This is a genomic window from Massilia aerilata, from assembly GCF_042656905.1.
GTDB classification, from domain to species: domain Bacteria; phylum Pseudomonadota; class Gammaproteobacteria; order Burkholderiales; family Burkholderiaceae_D; genus Telluria; species Telluria aerilata.
On the sequence record NZ_JBHSMZ010000006.1, the window covers coordinates 264,831 to 280,562 of the forward strand.

Below are 15,732 nucleotides of genomic sequence, written 5' to 3' on the forward strand. Positions count from 1 at the left end.
CGCGCTGGCGCGGGACCGACGGCTAGGCGGCCGCCACTTTCATCGAAGCGTCATTCATCGCCCCAGCCTGCATCGCCTCCGACAGCACCTGCCCCACCACCCCATCGATGGCCAGCACGCGCGCCGCCCCCGCATGCAGCATCTCGGCGAATTTTTCCGCGGACAGCGAGAAGGCTTCGCGCCGGCCCGCGCCCGAGAAGATGAAGAGCGTGCGCAGTGGGCTGACCCAGGCCAGCTTGACCTTGCGCGCACCCTCGGTGGTCTTGAACTCGAACCACATGCCGCGTTCGAGGCCATCGACAGGCGAAATCATCTGCCGGTGCGCCGCTTCCTGTTCGGAAGCAAGCTGTTCCAGCTCGACCCGGCGCAGCGCGTCCTGCTGGGCGGCTTCGACGGCCAGTTCCAGCTGGCGTTCCGGCGACAGTTCGATCGGCGCGCGCACGATCGAGGCGTGGCATTCGGCCAGGCCGGCGAAGAATTGCAGGCGCTCGGCGTCCTGCCAGCGGATCGCGTCCAGCCATTTGTTCAGCGTGGCCAGCAGGCGCGGCAGCTTGCCGATCAGGGCCTTGCGCTGCTCCTGGGTCTGTTTCGGCTTGACGCTCCAGATCAGGTCGTCCATCGCGCGGGTGGCGTTGGTCACCGCGCCCGGCTTGTCCGCGTCGATGCTGTAGGCGAAGGTCATGACCGTGGTCCAGCGCTGTTCGAGGAAGCCGCTGACCACCTGCCCGACGTCGCCGGCCTGCACGCGCAACTGCACGGCGTCGCGCGCGGCGCGGGTCGCGACCTGCAGTTTTTCCTGTTTCAGGGCGCTGGCCACCGGGGCGGCGATCGCTTCCTGCTGGGCGTTTTCCTCGGCGGCGATGCCCGCTTCCAGCTCGGCCACCGCTTCCGCAAACGCGTCGGGGCGGTCGTCGCCGGCACGTTCGACGCTGCGCTGCATGACCTGGAACAGCGGATCGTCCTGGTCCTTGCGCTGTTCCCAGCCCATGCGCGACAGCAGGTCGACCAGGCGCCGCGCCGGATGCGCTTCCTCGAAGAAGAAATTCTTGTCGAGCAGGGCCGCCTTCAGTACCGGCACCTGCAGAACGCGCAGCAGCTCGCGGGTCTGCGGCGGGATGCTGTCGTCGAGCAGCACGGTCTCGAACACGCGCGACAGCAGGCCGAGGGTGCTTTCGTCGCCGCGCGACAGGCTGCCCTTGGGCAGGCTCTGGGCAAAGCGCGGCAGGTAGAAGACCTCATGTGGCGGCGCGCCCGCCGTCGCCGGGATGGCGCCTGCAGAAGGCCCGGTCGCCGGCTGCGCCGCCTGCCGGCCAGGCTCGATGCGGGCCAGCAGTTCCAGCAGCGGCGCGACCTGGCCCGGGACCAGCACCGGCGCATCGTGCGCCAGGCCGGGGATGGCCGGCAGGCCACCGGCGAAGCCGCCGGCGTGAACGGCGCCCGAGACCTGCGGTGCGCCGGCCGCCGCGAGGCCGGTGACGGGCATGGCGGCCGGCGCCGGCATGAACGACGCATCTGTAGCGATGGCGCCGGCCGACGATGCGCCGCCTGGCGCAGCACTCGGCGCGGCGCCGAACGTGGCGCCGCCGGCCGCGGCAGGGAATCCGCCTGCCGGCTGCGCGGCCCTTGCCGCCTCGGAAAGTTCCACCGCCGCCCGCTGTCCCTCGCCCTGCGCCACCGGCGCCGCAGCAAAGCCCGCCGCCGCACTGGGCCGCCAGCCACCCGCCCCAGCCGGCAACGCCGGCAGCTCGGGGATCAGCGGCAGGTCCGGCACGACGGCGCCGTCTTCGTCGCCGAACAGCTTGCGCAGCTGCTCGGCCAGCGCCGCCTTGCCGCTGGCGCGCGCGGCGCGCGCCGCGGCCGCGTCGTCGGTCTTCTGGATGCGGTAGGCCTCGACCGCGCCCTGGCCGTCCTTGCCGGTCAAGCCGTCGACCAGGGCTTCGTACAGCGCGCCGAAATCGAACACCAGCTCGGGGCGCAGCAGTTCCAGGATCAGCGGGTGCGATTCCTCTTCGGGCTCGAACTCGCGCCAGGCTTCTTCCAGGGCTTTCAGGAAGACTTCGGGGCGGAAGGGATTGGCGTCGGCGCGCAGCACGCCCTTGCCCAGTAAAAGGCCGAGCCGCACCGACAGGGTCGCCAGCTGCTCTGAATGGGCGATGTCGAAGGGACGCGTGACAGCGCCGAAGGCGACCTTGTTGTCCATGACCTCGAGCGGCACCAGGCTGAGCGAGGACGGCGCGGCCTGGTGCGCGGCGCCCTGCGGCTGCAGGCGCTCGATCTCCTGGCGCACGGCCAGGTCGAGGCCGGTGCTGGCCAGGTGGAAGAAGGCGTAGCTGTTATCCCGCAGCAGCTTGCTGGAACGGACGCGCCGGTAGACTGCGCGCGTGTCGAGTCCGGGCTGGCTGACATCCGCCAGGGCCGCGCCGAAACGGGCGATCATCGGCGTCAGCTGCTCCTTGAGCTGGCCGGCCGCGATATCGGCGAGCGCATCCAGTGTCGCCTGCTTTTGCAAGGCGGCCTGACGCGCTGCCGGACTCTGGACTCGGCTCGATGACATGGTGGATGGTAAATGCGGTGGCTTGCTTATGCTTATTGTGGCACATAATTTCCACATGGCAACCAATATCTGCAAATTGCTTCCAGACGATATGGTTCGGCGCCAGGCCGGGGGCGCCTGAGAGGAAATGAATATCCTACGGAAGAGTTATCTCATCAGTAAAACCGTCGGATTATCACAATTCCAAGGGTGGCAGGAAGAACGAATATCGCATCACAGCAATCTTTGCGGAAAATTTATTCCCTAAGCGTAGGCCTCACTCCTACAAGGCCCCGCGCCGTGTTCCGATACCGCATCTACTGCCGGGCTTGCATTATTGCACTACCGGAAACGCTTCGGTAAGCAGGACTTTCCCATCTTAGAAAGGAATGATCATGGCTAAAAACAGCAAGTCGGGCAAGCAGGGCGGCTCGCGCGAACAGCACGCAGAAGCAGGTCGTCAAAGCCACAAGAACGACGCCGGCAAGCAGTCGGGCTCGCAACAGGCGGGCTCACAACAGTCGGGTTCGCAGTCCGGCTCCCAGCAATCGGGCTCGGGTTCCGGCTCGCGCTCGGGCGGTTCGGGCGGCAGCCGCGGCGGCAACCGCTGACTTTCCTGAGGCCGAAGGCGGCGGCGCAGCCCAGGCCGCGGCGCCGCCTACGGCCTTCAAGGACAGCAACAGGGCGTGGGCCGGTAACGGCGCCACGCCCTTTGTTTTGGCCGCGCGCCGGCGGCCGGGATCAGATGTTGCGCAGGGGCGCGCCCTTGGGCGGCGCGAAGTCCCTGACGTCGTTGACCAGGCCGGCAGTCTTGGCGTCGCGCCCGTTCAGGTGCAGGTCGCCGTACTGGTGGATGCCCCACTGCTCCGGCGTGAGTTCGATATGCTTGCGCAGGATCGATTCGGTGCGGGCATCGTCGGCGCGCAGGCCTTCGACGATGATGTTGAGGGCGTCCGGACGCGAGCCCGGCGAGGCCGTCGCGTGCGACTTGTGGATCATGAAGCGGGCCGTCTCGCTGGCATAGCGGCGGGTGCCCGACAGGAACAGGATCACCGCGATCGAGGCCACCGCGCCGCCGTTGTACATCACGAACTCGACCGGTGAATTGGCCAGGAAGTTATACAGGCACAGGCCGTCGCTCACATAGCCGCCGTTCGACTGCACCAGGATGTGGGCGGTCTCCAGGCCGTCCTCGGTCATCATCGAGACGGCCTCGAACACGCGATGCACCATGTCGCTGTTCACGTCACCGGACAGCGTGAAGTACGCCTCTTTTTGCTGTTTTGCTTGATCTTCGCTCATAGTGGGGCTCTCTTCTGTCGCAAGGTCATGGGGCAAGTGTAACAAAACACGGTTTTTTCTCTATGTGGACGCACTGCAATAGTGCGCGGCCTCTCCGAGGGTGGTTCCGAATTGACTTCCCTGCACACCTCGCATATCCTTCGCAGTCTTGACCGGGAGAGCGCAGCGCAAGGCTGCCGCCGAAGGGGCATCACCCGAAAACTCTCAGGCAACCGGACCGGTCGGGGGTCGCACGCCATGCACGATGCAGGCGCGGCGGCCAACTCTGGAGAGCGGCTCTTGACGAGCCCACCGAAGGGGCAGGCGGCATTGCGCCGCTATCTCTCAGGTATCGAGGACAGAGGGGTGCGAACGGCATGCGGACGAAAACCGTGTGCCGTAACCCTATTCAACTGCCCTAGGATCTCACGCCATGACGCTCAAAGCGACCCCGCTCAATTCCGTACACCGCGCATCCGGCGCCAAGATGGTCGACTTCGGCGGCTGGGACATGCCCGTCAACTACGGTTCGCAGATCGAAGAACACAATGCCGTGCGCACCGACGCAGGCATGTTCGACGTCTCCCACATGTGCGTGGTCGACCTGCACGGCGCCAATGCCCGTCCCTTCCTGCGCGGCCTGCTGGCCAACAACGTCGACAAGCTGCTGGCGGCCGGCAAGGCCCTCTACTCCTGCATGCTGAACCCTGACGGCGGCGTGATCGACGACCTGATCGTCTACTTCTTCCGCGAAGACTGGTTCCGCCTGGTCGTCAACGCCGGCACCGCCGAGAAGGACATCGCCTGGATCCGCCAGCAGAACGACGCCACCAATAGCGGCCTGAGCATCACCCCGCGCCGCGCCGACCTCAGCGACGACGGCATCGCCCTGATCGCCGTGCAGGGCCCGAACGCCCGCGCCAAGGTCTGGGAAGTGCTGCCGACGACCAAGGCATCCTCGGAAGCCATGAAGCCCTTCAACGTCACCATCGTCGACGGCACCCCGTTTGGCGAAGTGATGGTGGCGCGCACCGGCTACACCGGCGAAGACGGCTTCGAGATCGGCGTTCCCGCCGGCCAGGCCGAAGCGCTGTGGACCGCGCTGGCCAATGCCGGCGTCAAACCGGCCGGCCTCGGCGCGCGCGACACCCTGCGCCTGGAAGCCGGCATGAACCTGTACGGCCAGGACATGGACGATACCGTCTCGCCGCTCGACGCCGGCCTGGCCTGGACCGTCGACCTGGTCGCCGACCGCGACTTCATCGGCAAATCGGCCCTGCAAAGCAAAGGCCAGCAGCAGAACTTCGTCGGCCTGATCCTGCGCGAAAAAGGCGGCATCCTGCGCGCCCACCAGAAGGTCGTCGCGGCCTCCGGCAATGCCGGCGAAATCACCAGCGGCACCTTCAGCCCGAGCATGCAGCAGGCGATCGCGCTGGCGCGCGTCCCTAGCGAGGTGCAGGTCGGCGACACCGTGCACGTCGAAATCCGCGACAAGAAACTGGCCGCGTCCGTGGTCAAGCTGCCTTTCGTGCGCAACGGCAAAGTGCTGGCGTCCTGATTCGCAGCTCGTCACAAGAACAACGTATACTTACCGCCTCACCTTCTCATTAGGAGTCCTGCATGAACATCCCAGCCGACCTGAAATACACCGAATCCCACGAGTGGGTCCGTCAAGAGACCGACGGCACCCTGACCGTCGGCATCACCGAATACGCACAGGACGCGCTGGGCGACATCGTGTTCGTGGAACTGCCGCAGGTCGGCAAGTCCTTCACCGCCGGCGACGACGCCGCCGTGGTGGAGTCGGTCAAGGCCGCCAGCGACATCTATGCCCCGGTCTCGGGCACCGTCACCGCCGTCAACCAGGCCACCGCCGACGCCCCGGACTCGATCAACGCCGACGCCTACGGCGCCTGGCTGTTCAAGCTGCAACCGAGCGATGCGGCCGCGATCAACGGCCTGCTGGACGCCGCGGCTTACGGCAAGACCACTGAAGGTTAATCAGTCCCTCCCGCAAGCAGCACCCGTCGTCCCCGCGCAGGCGGGGATCCAAGTTCTGCGTGAGCCGCGTTATATGCAGCCAAACTTGGGTTCCCGCCTTCGCGGGAACGACGGAATCGAGCCGATTCCTCTTTTTCCGCCTCCTATCATGACCCGCACCAGCCTGACCCAACTCGAAGCACGCGATGGCTTCATCCCGCGCCACATCGGTCCGTCCGACGCCGAACAGGCAGCCATGCTGTCCGTCCTCGGCTACCAGAGCCGCGCCGCCCTGATCGATGCCGTCGTTCCCGCCAACATCCGCCGCAAGGACAAGCTGGACCTGGGCCAGTTCTTCGATCCGCTGCCCGAGCAGGCCGCGCTGGCCAAGCTGAAGGGCATCGCCTCGCAGAACAAGGTCATGAAGTCGATGATCGGCCAGGGCTACTACGGCACCTTCACCCCGCCCGTCATCCTGCGCAACATCTTCGAAAACCCGGCCTGGTACACCGCCTACACGCCTTACCAGCCGGAGATCTCGCAGGGCCGCCTGGAAGCGATCCTGAACTTCCAGCAGGTGATCACCGACCTGACCGGCATGGGCATCGCGAATGCCTCGATGCTGGACGAAGGCACCGCCGCCGCCGAAGCGATGACGCTGATCCAGCGCGTCGGCAAGTCGGCCTCGAAGGTCTTCTACGTGGCCGACGACGTACTGCCGCAGACCCGTGAAGTGATCGAGACGCGCGCCAAGCCGATCGGCGTCGAAGTGCGCAGCATCGCCGCCGCCGACATCGAGAACCTCGGCGAGACCTGCTTCGGCGTGCTGCTGCAGTACCCGGGCGTGAACGGCGACGTGCGCGACTACCGCAACGCCTGCGAGAAGCTGCATGCGATGGGCGCGATGGTCGTGGTGGCCGCCGACCTGCTGGCCCTGACCGTGCTGGCCCCGCCGGGAGAATGGGGCGCCGACGTCGTGGTCGGCAACAGCCAGCGCTTCGGCGTGCCGCTCGGTTTCGGCGGCCCGCACGCCGGCTACCTGGCCACCCGCGACGACTACAAGCGCAGCATGGCTGGCCGCCTGGCCGGCGTCACCGTCGACGCCCAGGGCAACAAGGCGTTCCGCCTGGCGCTGCAGACCCGCGAACAGCACATCCGCCGCGAAAAGGCGACCTCGAACATCTGCACCGCGCAGGTGCTGCTGGCCGTGATGGCCTCGATGTACGCCATCTACCACGGCCCGAAGGGTCTGGAGCAGATCGCCCGCCGCGTGCACCGCTACGCCGGCATCCTGGCGGCTTCGCTGAAGGAGCAAGGCTACCAGCTGGCCAACGAGACCTGGTTCGACACCCTGACCGTCATCGCGGACAACGCCGACGAACTGCACCGCATCGCCAACGATCACGGCGTCAACCTGCGCCGCATCGATGCGCGCCACGTCGGCCTGTCGCTGGACGAGACCACCGGCCGCGACGAGATCGCCCTGCTGGCCAAGATCTTCGGCGAAGCTGCCGGCAAGACCGCCGCCGTGGACTTCGACAGCCTGGACGGCGAGGTGCAGGACGCCTTCCCGGCCGCCCTGTCGCGCACCAGCGCCTACCTGACCCACCCGACCTTCCACCGCTACCACGCCGAGCACGAGATGCTGCGCTACCTGCGCGCCCTGGCCGACAAGGACCTGGCGCTGGACCGCACCATGATTCCGCTGGGCTCGTGCACCATGAAGCTGAACGCGACCTCGGAGATGATCCCGGTCACCTGGCCCGAGTTCTCGAACATCCACCCGTTCGCACCGGACGACCAGACCGTCGGCTACCGCGAGATGATCGCCCAGCTGGAAGCCATGCTGTGCGCCGTGACCGGCTATGCCGGCGTGTCGCTGCAGCCGAACGCCGGCTCGCAGGGCGAGTACGCGGGCCTGCTGATCATCCAGAAGTACCACCAGTCGCGCGGCGAAGGCCACCGCAACATCTGCCTGATCCCGTCCTCGGCGCACGGCACCAACCCGGCATCGGCCAGCATGGTCGGCATGCAGGTGGTCGTCACCGCCTGCGACGAGAACGGCAACGTCGACCTGGAAGACCTGAAGAAGAAGGCCGAGCAGCACAGCGCCAACCTGGCCTGCGTGATGGTCACCTACCCGTCGACCCATGGCGTGTTCGAGGAAGGCATCAAGGAACTGTGCGAGATCGTGCACGCGCACGGCGGCCAGGTCTACGTCGACGGCGCCAACATGAACGCCCTGGTGGGCGTGGCCGGCCCCGGCATCTTCGGCGGCGACGTCAGCCACCTGAACCTGCACAAGACCTTCTGCATCCCGCACGGCGGCGGCGGCCCGGGCGTCGGTCCGGTGGCGGTGGGCGCGCACCTGGTGCCCTTCCTGCCGAACCAGGCCTCGACCGGCTACCAGCGCGACGAACAAGGCATCGGCGCCGTCAGTGCCGCGCCTTACGGCTCGGCCTCGATCCTGCCGATCTCCTGGATGTACATCGCGATGATGGGCGCCGAGGGCCTGACCGCGGCAACCGAGATGGCGATCCTGAACGCCAACTACATCGCGCGCCGCCTGGCCCCGCACTACCCGGTGCTGTACACCGGCCACGACGGCCTGGTCGCGCACGAGTGCATCATCGACCTGCGCCCGCTGCAGGAATCGACCGGCATCAGCAACGAAGACGTGGCCAAGCGCCTGATGGACTTCGGCTTCCACGCCCCGACCATGAGCTTCCCGGTGCCGGGCACGCTGATGATCGAGCCGACCGAGTCGGAGTCGAAGGTGGAGCTGGACCGCTTCATCGAGGCGATGATCACCATCCACGCCGAGATCGTGAAGGTCGAGCGCGGCGAGTACGACCGCATGGACAACCCGCTGAAGGGCGCGCCGCACACCGCCGAAGTGGTCACCGCCGACGACTGGCAGCACACCTACACCCGCGAGGTGGCCGCCTTCCCGGTGCCGTCGCTGCGCAAGCGCAAATACTGGCCGCCGGTCGGCCGCGCCGACAACGTGTATGGCGACCGTAACCTGTTCTGCGGCTGCGCGCCTATTGAAGATTACGAGTGAGGGAACCTCGATAAACCTACTGCGCGGGCACATTTTGGGTCTGCGATGCTCGCCGTACAGTAAGTATGGCTGCGCTTCTCGACCCAAACTGAGCCCTGCTCGCTACGGTTTCTCGAGGTCCCGAAACTTTTAGTCCTTCCCTCGACGACTACTTGCTAGTCGAAGATAAGGATGCCCGGGGCTGCCGGGGCGTTTATTTAACGCTCCTGCAGCCCCGTTTTCTTGCTCGGCTTCCGGAGACGTCTGCACCGCCTCGTCCAGCCGGAACGACGCCACCGCCTGGGACAGGCTGAGCGCCTGCTCCTGCAGGCTGCGCGCGGCCATCGCCGCGTCTTCCACCATGCGCGTGCCCTGCTGGGTCAGTTCGTCCATGCGCACGATGGCCTGGTTCACGCCGGCCAGGTTCTCGGCCCGTTCGGCGCTGGTCGAGCCGATGCGGTTGACGATGTCGCCGACCGCCTGCACCGAGCTGGTAAGAATCGCCATGCTGGAGCCGGCGTCCAGCGCGATGCCGGTGCCGCCCTCGATGGCCGCCATCGTCTCGCGCGCCAGGGTTCGGGCTTCGCGCGCGCCCGCCACCGCGCGTCCCGCCAGCGCCCGCACCTCGCAGGCCGCCTGGGCGAAGCTCACGGCCTGCGGGCCGCCCTGGGCCGCGTCGACGGCCGCGCTCAGGGCCACGCCGCCGGCGCGCGAGCAGGCAGTCTCGATGTCTTCCCCAAGCTGGTCCAGGCGCGTGGCCGAGCGGCGCACGCTTTCCAGGGTCGCCACCAGCCGGTGCACCACGCTGCCGCCCTGCTGGGCCGCGGTGGACGCCGCTTCCGTCAGGCGGTTGGCCTGGCGCGCCGAATAGGCGGTCTCCATCATCGTCGCCGCCAGGTCCTGCATCGAGGTCGTGGTCTGCTCCAGCGAGGCGCGCACGCCGGCGCGCGCGGGCAGGCCGGCGCGGCCGAGGGCGATCTCGCGCGAGGCCGAGCCGATCGAACGCGCCGATTCGAGGATGGTGCGCAGCGACAGGTTCAGGTTGCGGATGCTGTCGTCCAGCGCGCGCGAGGTGGTGGCGATCTCGTCGTCGCCGTCGAGGCGGGTGCGCACCGTCAGGTCGCCGCTGGCCAGGCTGCTGGCGGCGGCCTCGATGGCGCCGATCTCGCCCAGCAGCGAGCGCCGCACCGCCATCGTGATGGCCAGCGAGGCCGCGATCGACAGCAGGATCACGATCGGCATCAGGATCGCGATGGCCCTGAAGTCCTCGGAAGCCTTGTCGGACGCCTCTTCCGACAGCGCCTGCTCGCGCCGCGACAGCTCGGTCAGGCGCTCGGCCACCACGCTGAAGGCGCGCTCCGCCTTGGCCATGGCATTGGCGCTGATCGACTGGTCTTCGCGGGCGATCTCGATCACGTCGCGCACCGCCGCCACGTACAGGCGCCAGGCAGAGGCCGCCTGTTCGATGTAGCGCAGCTCGGCTTCGCGGTGCCGCGGCGGGGTTTCCCGTGCCAGTTTCGTGAGGCTGGCGAAGCCGCGCTCGATGGCGGCCTGCTGCGACTGGACGTCGCGCACCAGCGGCTCGACCCGGGTGCGCGGGAAGCTGCCGCTGATCCAGGTCAGTATCTGGTAGGCTTGGGCATTCGCGCGCTGGGCGGACGCCACTAGCTCGGCGGCGGCGCGCATATGGGTGGCGCGCTGCTGCACGATGGCGTCGAGCGAATCGTTCTGGCGCAGCATCGCCAGGTAGGCGCCGCTGGACAGCAGGACCAGCAGCACCAGCACGACGCCGGGCGCCAGCAAGAGCTTGGGCCCGATACGCAGGCGGGTCAGCATATTGAACTGCAGCGTCATTGTCCTCTCCCCTGTCAACGATGTCGCTTGCACGCCGAAAAGACATGCATTGGGGAAATCTACGCTGTCCGGCACAATAGCTCTTGTGCCCGCTCAATATTCTGAAAGGATGCGCATGAACCGTTCCAAAGGGGCCGCCGCCCTGTTGTCCGCCCTGGTCTTTCCTGGCGTCGGCCAGTGGTACCTGGGCCGGCGCCGCCTCGCCCTGCTGTTTGCGCTGCCGGCGCTGGTGGCGGGCTATGTCTACCTGAACTTCGCGCTGGACGAGGCGAATGCGCTGACCGGGCAGCTGCTGTCCGGCGCCCTGCCGCTCGATCCGGCGGCGCTGGCGGCCAGGCTGGAGGCGCGGCCGACGCCGCTGACGGTGATGCTGTCGGGCTGGGTGTTTGCGCTGTGCTGGGTGGGCAGCGTGCTGGAGGCGTGGGTGCGGAAACCGGCGCCGTAAACGGATACGTGGGCACGGGGTGCCCACCCTACAATCGCCGTAGGGTGGGCACCCCGTGCCCACGTCGATTTACCGCTGATTAATCCAGCTTCGCCGCGTGCTCGCGGGTCGCATGGAACTGCAGCTTCGGCCAGCGTTCCTGGGTCAGGCGCAGGTTGACGCCGGACGTGGCCAGGAAGGCCAGGTTGCCGGCGGCGTCATAGGCCACCTGCGGCGCCAGCTGGGATTCGAAGTCGGACAGGGCTTTCTTGTCGTCGCTCGAGACCCAGCGCGCGCTGCTGATGCTGGAGCCTTCGAACATGGCGTCGACGCCGTATTCGTTCAGCAGGCGGCTCGCCACCACCTCGAACTGCAGCACGCCGACCGCGCCCAGGATCAGGTCGGAGCCGAGCACCGGCTTGAAGACCTGCACCGCGCCCTCTTCGCCCAGCTGCTGCAAGCCCTTGTGCAGCTGCTTGGTCTTCAGCGGATTGCGGATCCGCACCGTGCGGAACAGGTCCGGCGCGAAGTACGGGATGCCGGTGAAGGTCAGCAGCTCGCCTTCCGAGAAGCTGTCGCCGATCTGCATGTTGCCGTGGTTCGGCAAGCCGATGATGTCGCCGGCGTAGGCTTCCTCGACCTGCTCGCGGCTGGACGCCATGAAGGTCACGACGGACGACAGTTTTACTTCACGGCCCAGGCGCAGGTGACGAACCTTCATGCCCTTGTCGAAGCGCCCCGAGCACACGCGCAGGAAGGCGATGCGGTCGCGGTGGGCCGGGTCCATGTTGGCCTGGATCTTGAAGACGAAGCCGGAGAACGGCTGCTCGTCGGGCTTCACGGCGCGCACGGTGGCGTCGCGCTCGCGCGGAGCCGGAGCCCAGTCGATCAGCGCCGACAGGATCTCGCGTACGCCGAAGTTGTTGATCGCCGAACCGAAGAAGACCGGGGTCTGGACGCCGGACAGGAAGCGCTCGAGGTCGAACACGTGCGAAGCGCCGTGCACCAGTTCCACTTCCATCTTGAGCTGCTCGATCTCCATCGGGAACATCTCGGCCAGGCGCGGGTTGTCGATGCCCTTGATGATCTCGTAGTCGCCGTCGGCCTTTTCCTCGCCGGCCTTGAACAGCATGATCTCATCCTTGATCAGGTGATACACGCCGCGGAAATTCTTGCCCATGCCGATCGGCCAGGTCACCGGCGCGCACTCGATCTTCAGCACCGATTCCACTTCGTCGAGCAGCTCCAGCGGATCGCGGGTTTCGCGGTCCATCTTGTTCATGAAGGTGACGATGGGCGTGGCGCGCATGCGGCAGACGTCCAGCAGCTTGATCGTCTGCTCCTCCACGCCCTTGGCGGCGTCGATCACCATCAGGGCCGAGTCGACCGCCGTCAGCACGCGGTAGGTGTCTTCCGAGAAGTCCTGGTGGCCCGGGGTGTCCAGCAGGTTGATCACGTGGTCGCGGAACTCGAACTGCATCACCGAGGACGCGACCGAGATGCCGCGCTGCTTCTCGATGTCCATCCAGTCGGAGGTGGCGTGGCGCCCGCTCTTGCGGCCCTTGACGGTGCCGGCCAGCTGGATCGCGCCCGAGAACAGCAGCAGCTTTTCGGTGAGCGTGGTCTTGCCGGCGTCGGGGTGGGAAATGATGCCGAAGGTGCGGCGGCGGGCGACTTCGCGTGCGATCTGCGCGGCGGGTTTGGCCTGCGGGGCGGCGATCGGGTCGTCGCTGTTGTCTGGGGTTGCTGCGGTTTCGTTGGACATGGTCTCGCCCTTGCGGCGCGTGTGCATAAACGCGCGATTTTACCGAGTCTCGACCGGTTTGTCTTGCAATCCGCTGTAGGACAAGTCGGGCTTCCCCGGCGGTGGCGTGTGAAGTTTTCGTTAACCACGGAAAACGCCAGAGCGGCGCGCTATGTTCCTGACGAACTTAACAACACCGTTTTCGTTGTCAACACGTCATATAAAGCTGAGCGCGAAATCGATTAAATGCCGTCTTGCGTATTCTGGGATACAGACAATGGCCTTTTCTGAATGTTTCTCTCTAGTAGGACTGGACTGACAAAACATCATGCATAGAACCTACATGGGGGCGACGACTAGTCTTATGTTCGGCAAGAGACTATGGCAATAAAGTACACACATCGCGATGAGGAAACCCATCCAAGCATTCGCCCCCCACGAAATACGTGATGTCAGATAGAGATAACGAGGACAATATGAACAACGCTCAACTTGGTTTTGCCGCTCAGAAGCCCCAGTCGGTCAGCCAGATTCCCGCATCGGCCGAGGAATTCAAAGTGGCGTCCCGTCCGGTCGTCAGCTATAGCGGCACCCAACAGAACGAGTTGCTGGCAGCCCTGCCGCGCCCAGATCTGGAAAACCTGTTTGAGCACCTGGAACTGGTTCCACTGCCTTTCGGCAAGGAACTGTTCGAATTCGGCAGCAAACTCGAATACGTGTACTTCCCGACCACCGCCATCGTCTCCCTGCTGTACGTGATGGAAGACGGCGCCACCACCGAAATCGCCGTGGTCGGCCATGAAGGCGCGGTCGGCGTGTCCCTGTTCATGGGCGAACGCGCCACCTGCAGCGCCGTGGTCCAGAGCGCCGGCTACGGCTACCGCCTGAAGACCCAGTTCCTGCGCGACGCCTTCAACAAGGGCGGCGCCCTGCCCCAGCTGCTGATGCGCTACACCAATGCCCTGTTCGCCCAGATGGCCCAGAACGCCGTCGGCGGCCGCCACAGCTCGATCGAGCAGAAACTGTGCCGCTGGCTGCTGGACCGCCTGGACCGTTCGGCCAGCAACGAGCTGAAAGTGACCCAGGAACTGATCTCGATCATGCTGGGCGTGCGCCGCGAAAGCATCACCGCTGCCGCCGGCAAGCTGCAGGACGAAGGCCTGATCCAGTACCGCCGCGGCAACATCACCGTGCTGAACCGCCAGGGCCTGGAAGACTACGCCGGCGAGTGCTACAAGGTCGCTAAGAGCGAGTACGACCGTCTGCTGCTGGATGTTGCACGCGCATAAGCGGCGACATCGCCAGCACCGGCTGGGCCGGGGCGCCGGAAACGGCGTCCCCCGGCCCGGCAGCCGGCGCCTCCAAAGGCACCCAGGCTTGCACGCAGGTGCCGACGCCATTTACCCCACGCTCCACCTTTAAAGTCCCGCCCAGCAGCAGCGCGCGTTCGCGCATCCCCAGCAGGCCGTGCGACTTCGGGCGCCGCATCGCATCGGGCGGAATGCCGACGCCATCGTCGCTGACTTCCAGCGCCAGCCCCGCCCCTTCCCGCGCCAGATGCACGACCACGTGACGCGCCTGCGCGTACTTGGCGACATTGTTCAGCGATTCCTGGGCGATGCGGAACAGCGCGATCGCCTGCATCGTGCCGGCGCTGTCCGCCTCAAGCTCGACCAGGGCCTCGCAGTCCAGGCGCGTGGCGCGTGCAAAATCCTCGCAATAGCTTTGCAGCGCCGCCGCCAGGCCCATGTTGTCCAGCAGGCTGGGCCGTAAATCCTCGACGATGCGGCGCTTCAACTGCACGGTCTCGAGCAGGGTCGCGCGCGCGCAGCCGAGCGCGGCCGCCTGCTCGGGCTGGCTGTCCTTCAATTGCTCGCCCACGGAAGACAAATACATGCCGATCGCCGTCAGGTTGGCGCCCATCTCGTCGTGCAGCTCGCGCGCCAGGCGCGCCTTTTCCTCTTCCGAGACGCGGATCAGGTGGCGCGACAGCACCGACAATTGCTCGGTACGCTCCGCCACCACGGTTTCCAGTTGGTCGTTGCTCTGCTGAAGGGCGCGCTCGGCGGACAGGCGCAGGCTGAAGCCGCGCCAGATCAGGTTATAGAACAGCAGCAGCACGACGATGGCGGCGGCGTCGATGCCGATGCCGATCAGCGCGGTGCGGCGGTACTGGTCGTAGAAGGCGGCGCCGCCCGTCGCCAGCGCTTCGTTCTGCTCGCCCGTCATCACCACCACCTGCAGGCGGATCTCGTCCATGCGAACCTGGTCTTCCTGGCTGCGGGCGATGGCGACGATGTCCTGCAGGCCGCCATGACGATACACTTCCAGCGCCTCGCCCATCAGGCCGATGCGCCGCCTTACCAGGGTTTGCAGCTGCGCCAGGTTCTTCAGCTGCGATGGATCGTCGGCCAACAGCGTCTTGAGGGTCTCGAACTGGCCGTCCAGTTCGCGCTGGGCGGTGCGCAGCGGGCCGAGATAGGTTTCGGAGCCGGACAGGAAATAGCCGCGCAAGCCGCTGTCCGCATCGGTGACCAGCAGATTCACGTACTGCAGCCGGCTCGACTCGCGGTCCGCCTGGGCCTGCCTCGCATTGGCGGCCTTCAGTCCGTCGAGGTTGCCCACCAGGCTGACGCCGTTCAGCACCAGGATGAGCACGCACACCGCGCACAGCAGAGTTTGATACCACGGCAGGCTGCGCACCGGCCGGAAGGCGGGGTCGGCACTGAAATACATGCTGGAAGTCCTCTCACGCAGCGACGATGTGCGCGATTATAGACTGAGAGCAATTGCCTTGCTTCAGATCGGGGCTGGCGTGCGGGGGATGCGGTGGCAGGACGACGCGATGTTCACGTCGTCCTGGCCGTGAAATC

Annotated in this window: 11 protein-coding genes and 2 riboswitches; of the genes, 6 read left to right on the forward strand and 5 right to left on the reverse strand. The window is 66.4% G+C overall.

The features are described from left to right. Window positions 1–22: 22 nt before the first annotated feature. Window positions 23–2,554, reverse strand: a complete 2,532-nt coding sequence (locus ACFPO9_RS10335; protein WP_379770254.1) for a DUF1631 family protein — start codon at window positions 2,552–2,554, stop codon at window positions 23–25. A 374-nt stretch (window positions 2,555–2,928) separates the two neighbouring features. Between ACFPO9_RS10335 and ACFPO9_RS10340 the strand changes: the two genes are divergently transcribed. Next, a complete protein-coding gene (locus tag ACFPO9_RS10340) occupies window positions 2,929–3,144 on the forward strand; it encodes a hypothetical protein (protein ID WP_379770256.1) in 216 nt (71 codons plus the stop codon). A 130-nt stretch (window positions 3,145–3,274) separates the two neighbouring features. On the opposite strand, the gene ACFPO9_RS10345 is transcribed toward ACFPO9_RS10340, so the two are convergent. Further along, window positions 3,275–3,835, reverse strand: coding sequence for an ATP-dependent Clp protease proteolytic subunit (locus ACFPO9_RS10345; protein ID WP_230020828.1), 561 nt, complete (start codon window positions 3,833–3,835; stop codon window positions 3,275–3,277). 143 nt (window positions 3,836–3,978) lie between these two features. Then, a riboswitch (glycine riboswitch) is annotated at window positions 3,979–4,065 on the forward strand. A gap of 25 nt (window positions 4,066–4,090) precedes the next feature. Further along, window positions 4,091–4,186, forward strand: a riboswitch (glycine riboswitch). A 61-nt stretch (window positions 4,187–4,247) separates the two neighbouring features. Between ACFPO9_RS10345 and gcvT the strand changes: the two genes are divergently transcribed. The 3 genes from gcvT (at window position 4,248) to gcvP (ending at window position 8,858) form a co-directional block, all read left to right on the forward strand. Beyond that, entirely contained in the window at window positions 4,248–5,372 is a 1,125-nt protein-coding gene (gene gcvT / locus ACFPO9_RS10350) for a glycine cleavage system aminomethyltransferase GcvT (protein ID WP_379770259.1), read from the forward strand. A 62-nt stretch (window positions 5,373–5,434) separates the two neighbouring features. After that, the gene (gene gcvH / locus ACFPO9_RS10355) at window positions 5,435–5,815 is read left to right on the forward strand and encodes a glycine cleavage system protein GcvH (RefSeq protein WP_379770261.1); all 381 of its coding nucleotides are present in this window, start codon (window positions 5,435–5,437) and stop codon (window positions 5,813–5,815) included. A gap of 148 nt (window positions 5,816–5,963) precedes the next feature. Further along, a complete protein-coding gene (gcvP, locus tag ACFPO9_RS10360) occupies window positions 5,964–8,858 on the forward strand; it encodes an aminomethyl-transferring glycine dehydrogenase (protein ID WP_379770264.1) in 2,895 nt (964 codons plus the stop codon). 129 nt (window positions 8,859–8,987) lie between these two features. On the opposite strand, the gene ACFPO9_RS10365 is transcribed toward gcvP, so the two are convergent. Continuing rightward, entirely contained in the window at window positions 8,988–10,691 is a 1,704-nt protein-coding gene (locus ACFPO9_RS10365) for a methyl-accepting chemotaxis protein (RefSeq protein WP_379770267.1), read from the reverse strand. Between the two features lie 115 nt (window positions 10,692–10,806). Here ACFPO9_RS10365 and ACFPO9_RS10370 point away from each other — a divergent pair, with 115 nt between their 5' ends. Continuing rightward, window positions 10,807–11,136 carry a hypothetical protein gene (locus tag ACFPO9_RS10370; protein WP_379770270.1) on the forward strand — a complete coding sequence of 110 codons (330 nt, stop codon included), beginning with the start codon at window positions 10,807–10,809 and terminating at the stop codon, window positions 11,134–11,136. Window positions 11,137–11,215: 79 nt separating this feature from the next. On the opposite strand, the gene ACFPO9_RS10375 is transcribed toward ACFPO9_RS10370, so the two are convergent. Beyond that, complete coding sequence (locus tag ACFPO9_RS10375) at window positions 11,216–12,880, reverse strand: peptide chain release factor 3 (RefSeq protein ID WP_379770272.1); 1,665 nt, start codon at window positions 12,878–12,880, stop codon at window positions 11,216–11,218. A 455-nt stretch (window positions 12,881–13,335) separates the two neighbouring features. On the opposite strand from ACFPO9_RS10375, the gene ACFPO9_RS10380 reads away from it, so the two are divergent. Continuing rightward, the gene (locus tag ACFPO9_RS10380; protein WP_379770275.1) at window positions 13,336–14,148 is read left to right on the forward strand and encodes a Crp/Fnr family transcriptional regulator; all 813 of its coding nucleotides are present in this window, start codon (window positions 13,336–13,338) and stop codon (window positions 14,146–14,148) included. On the opposite strand, the gene ACFPO9_RS10385 is transcribed toward ACFPO9_RS10380, so the two are convergent. After that, window positions 14,102–15,595 carry a CHASE3 domain-containing protein gene (locus ACFPO9_RS10385; RefSeq protein ID WP_379770277.1) on the reverse strand — a complete coding sequence of 498 codons (1,494 nt, stop codon included), beginning with the start codon at window positions 15,593–15,595 and terminating at the stop codon, window positions 14,102–14,104. The two genes, ACFPO9_RS10380 and ACFPO9_RS10385, sit on opposite strands and share 47 nt — an antisense overlap. Window positions 15,596–15,732 lie beyond the last annotated feature (137 nt).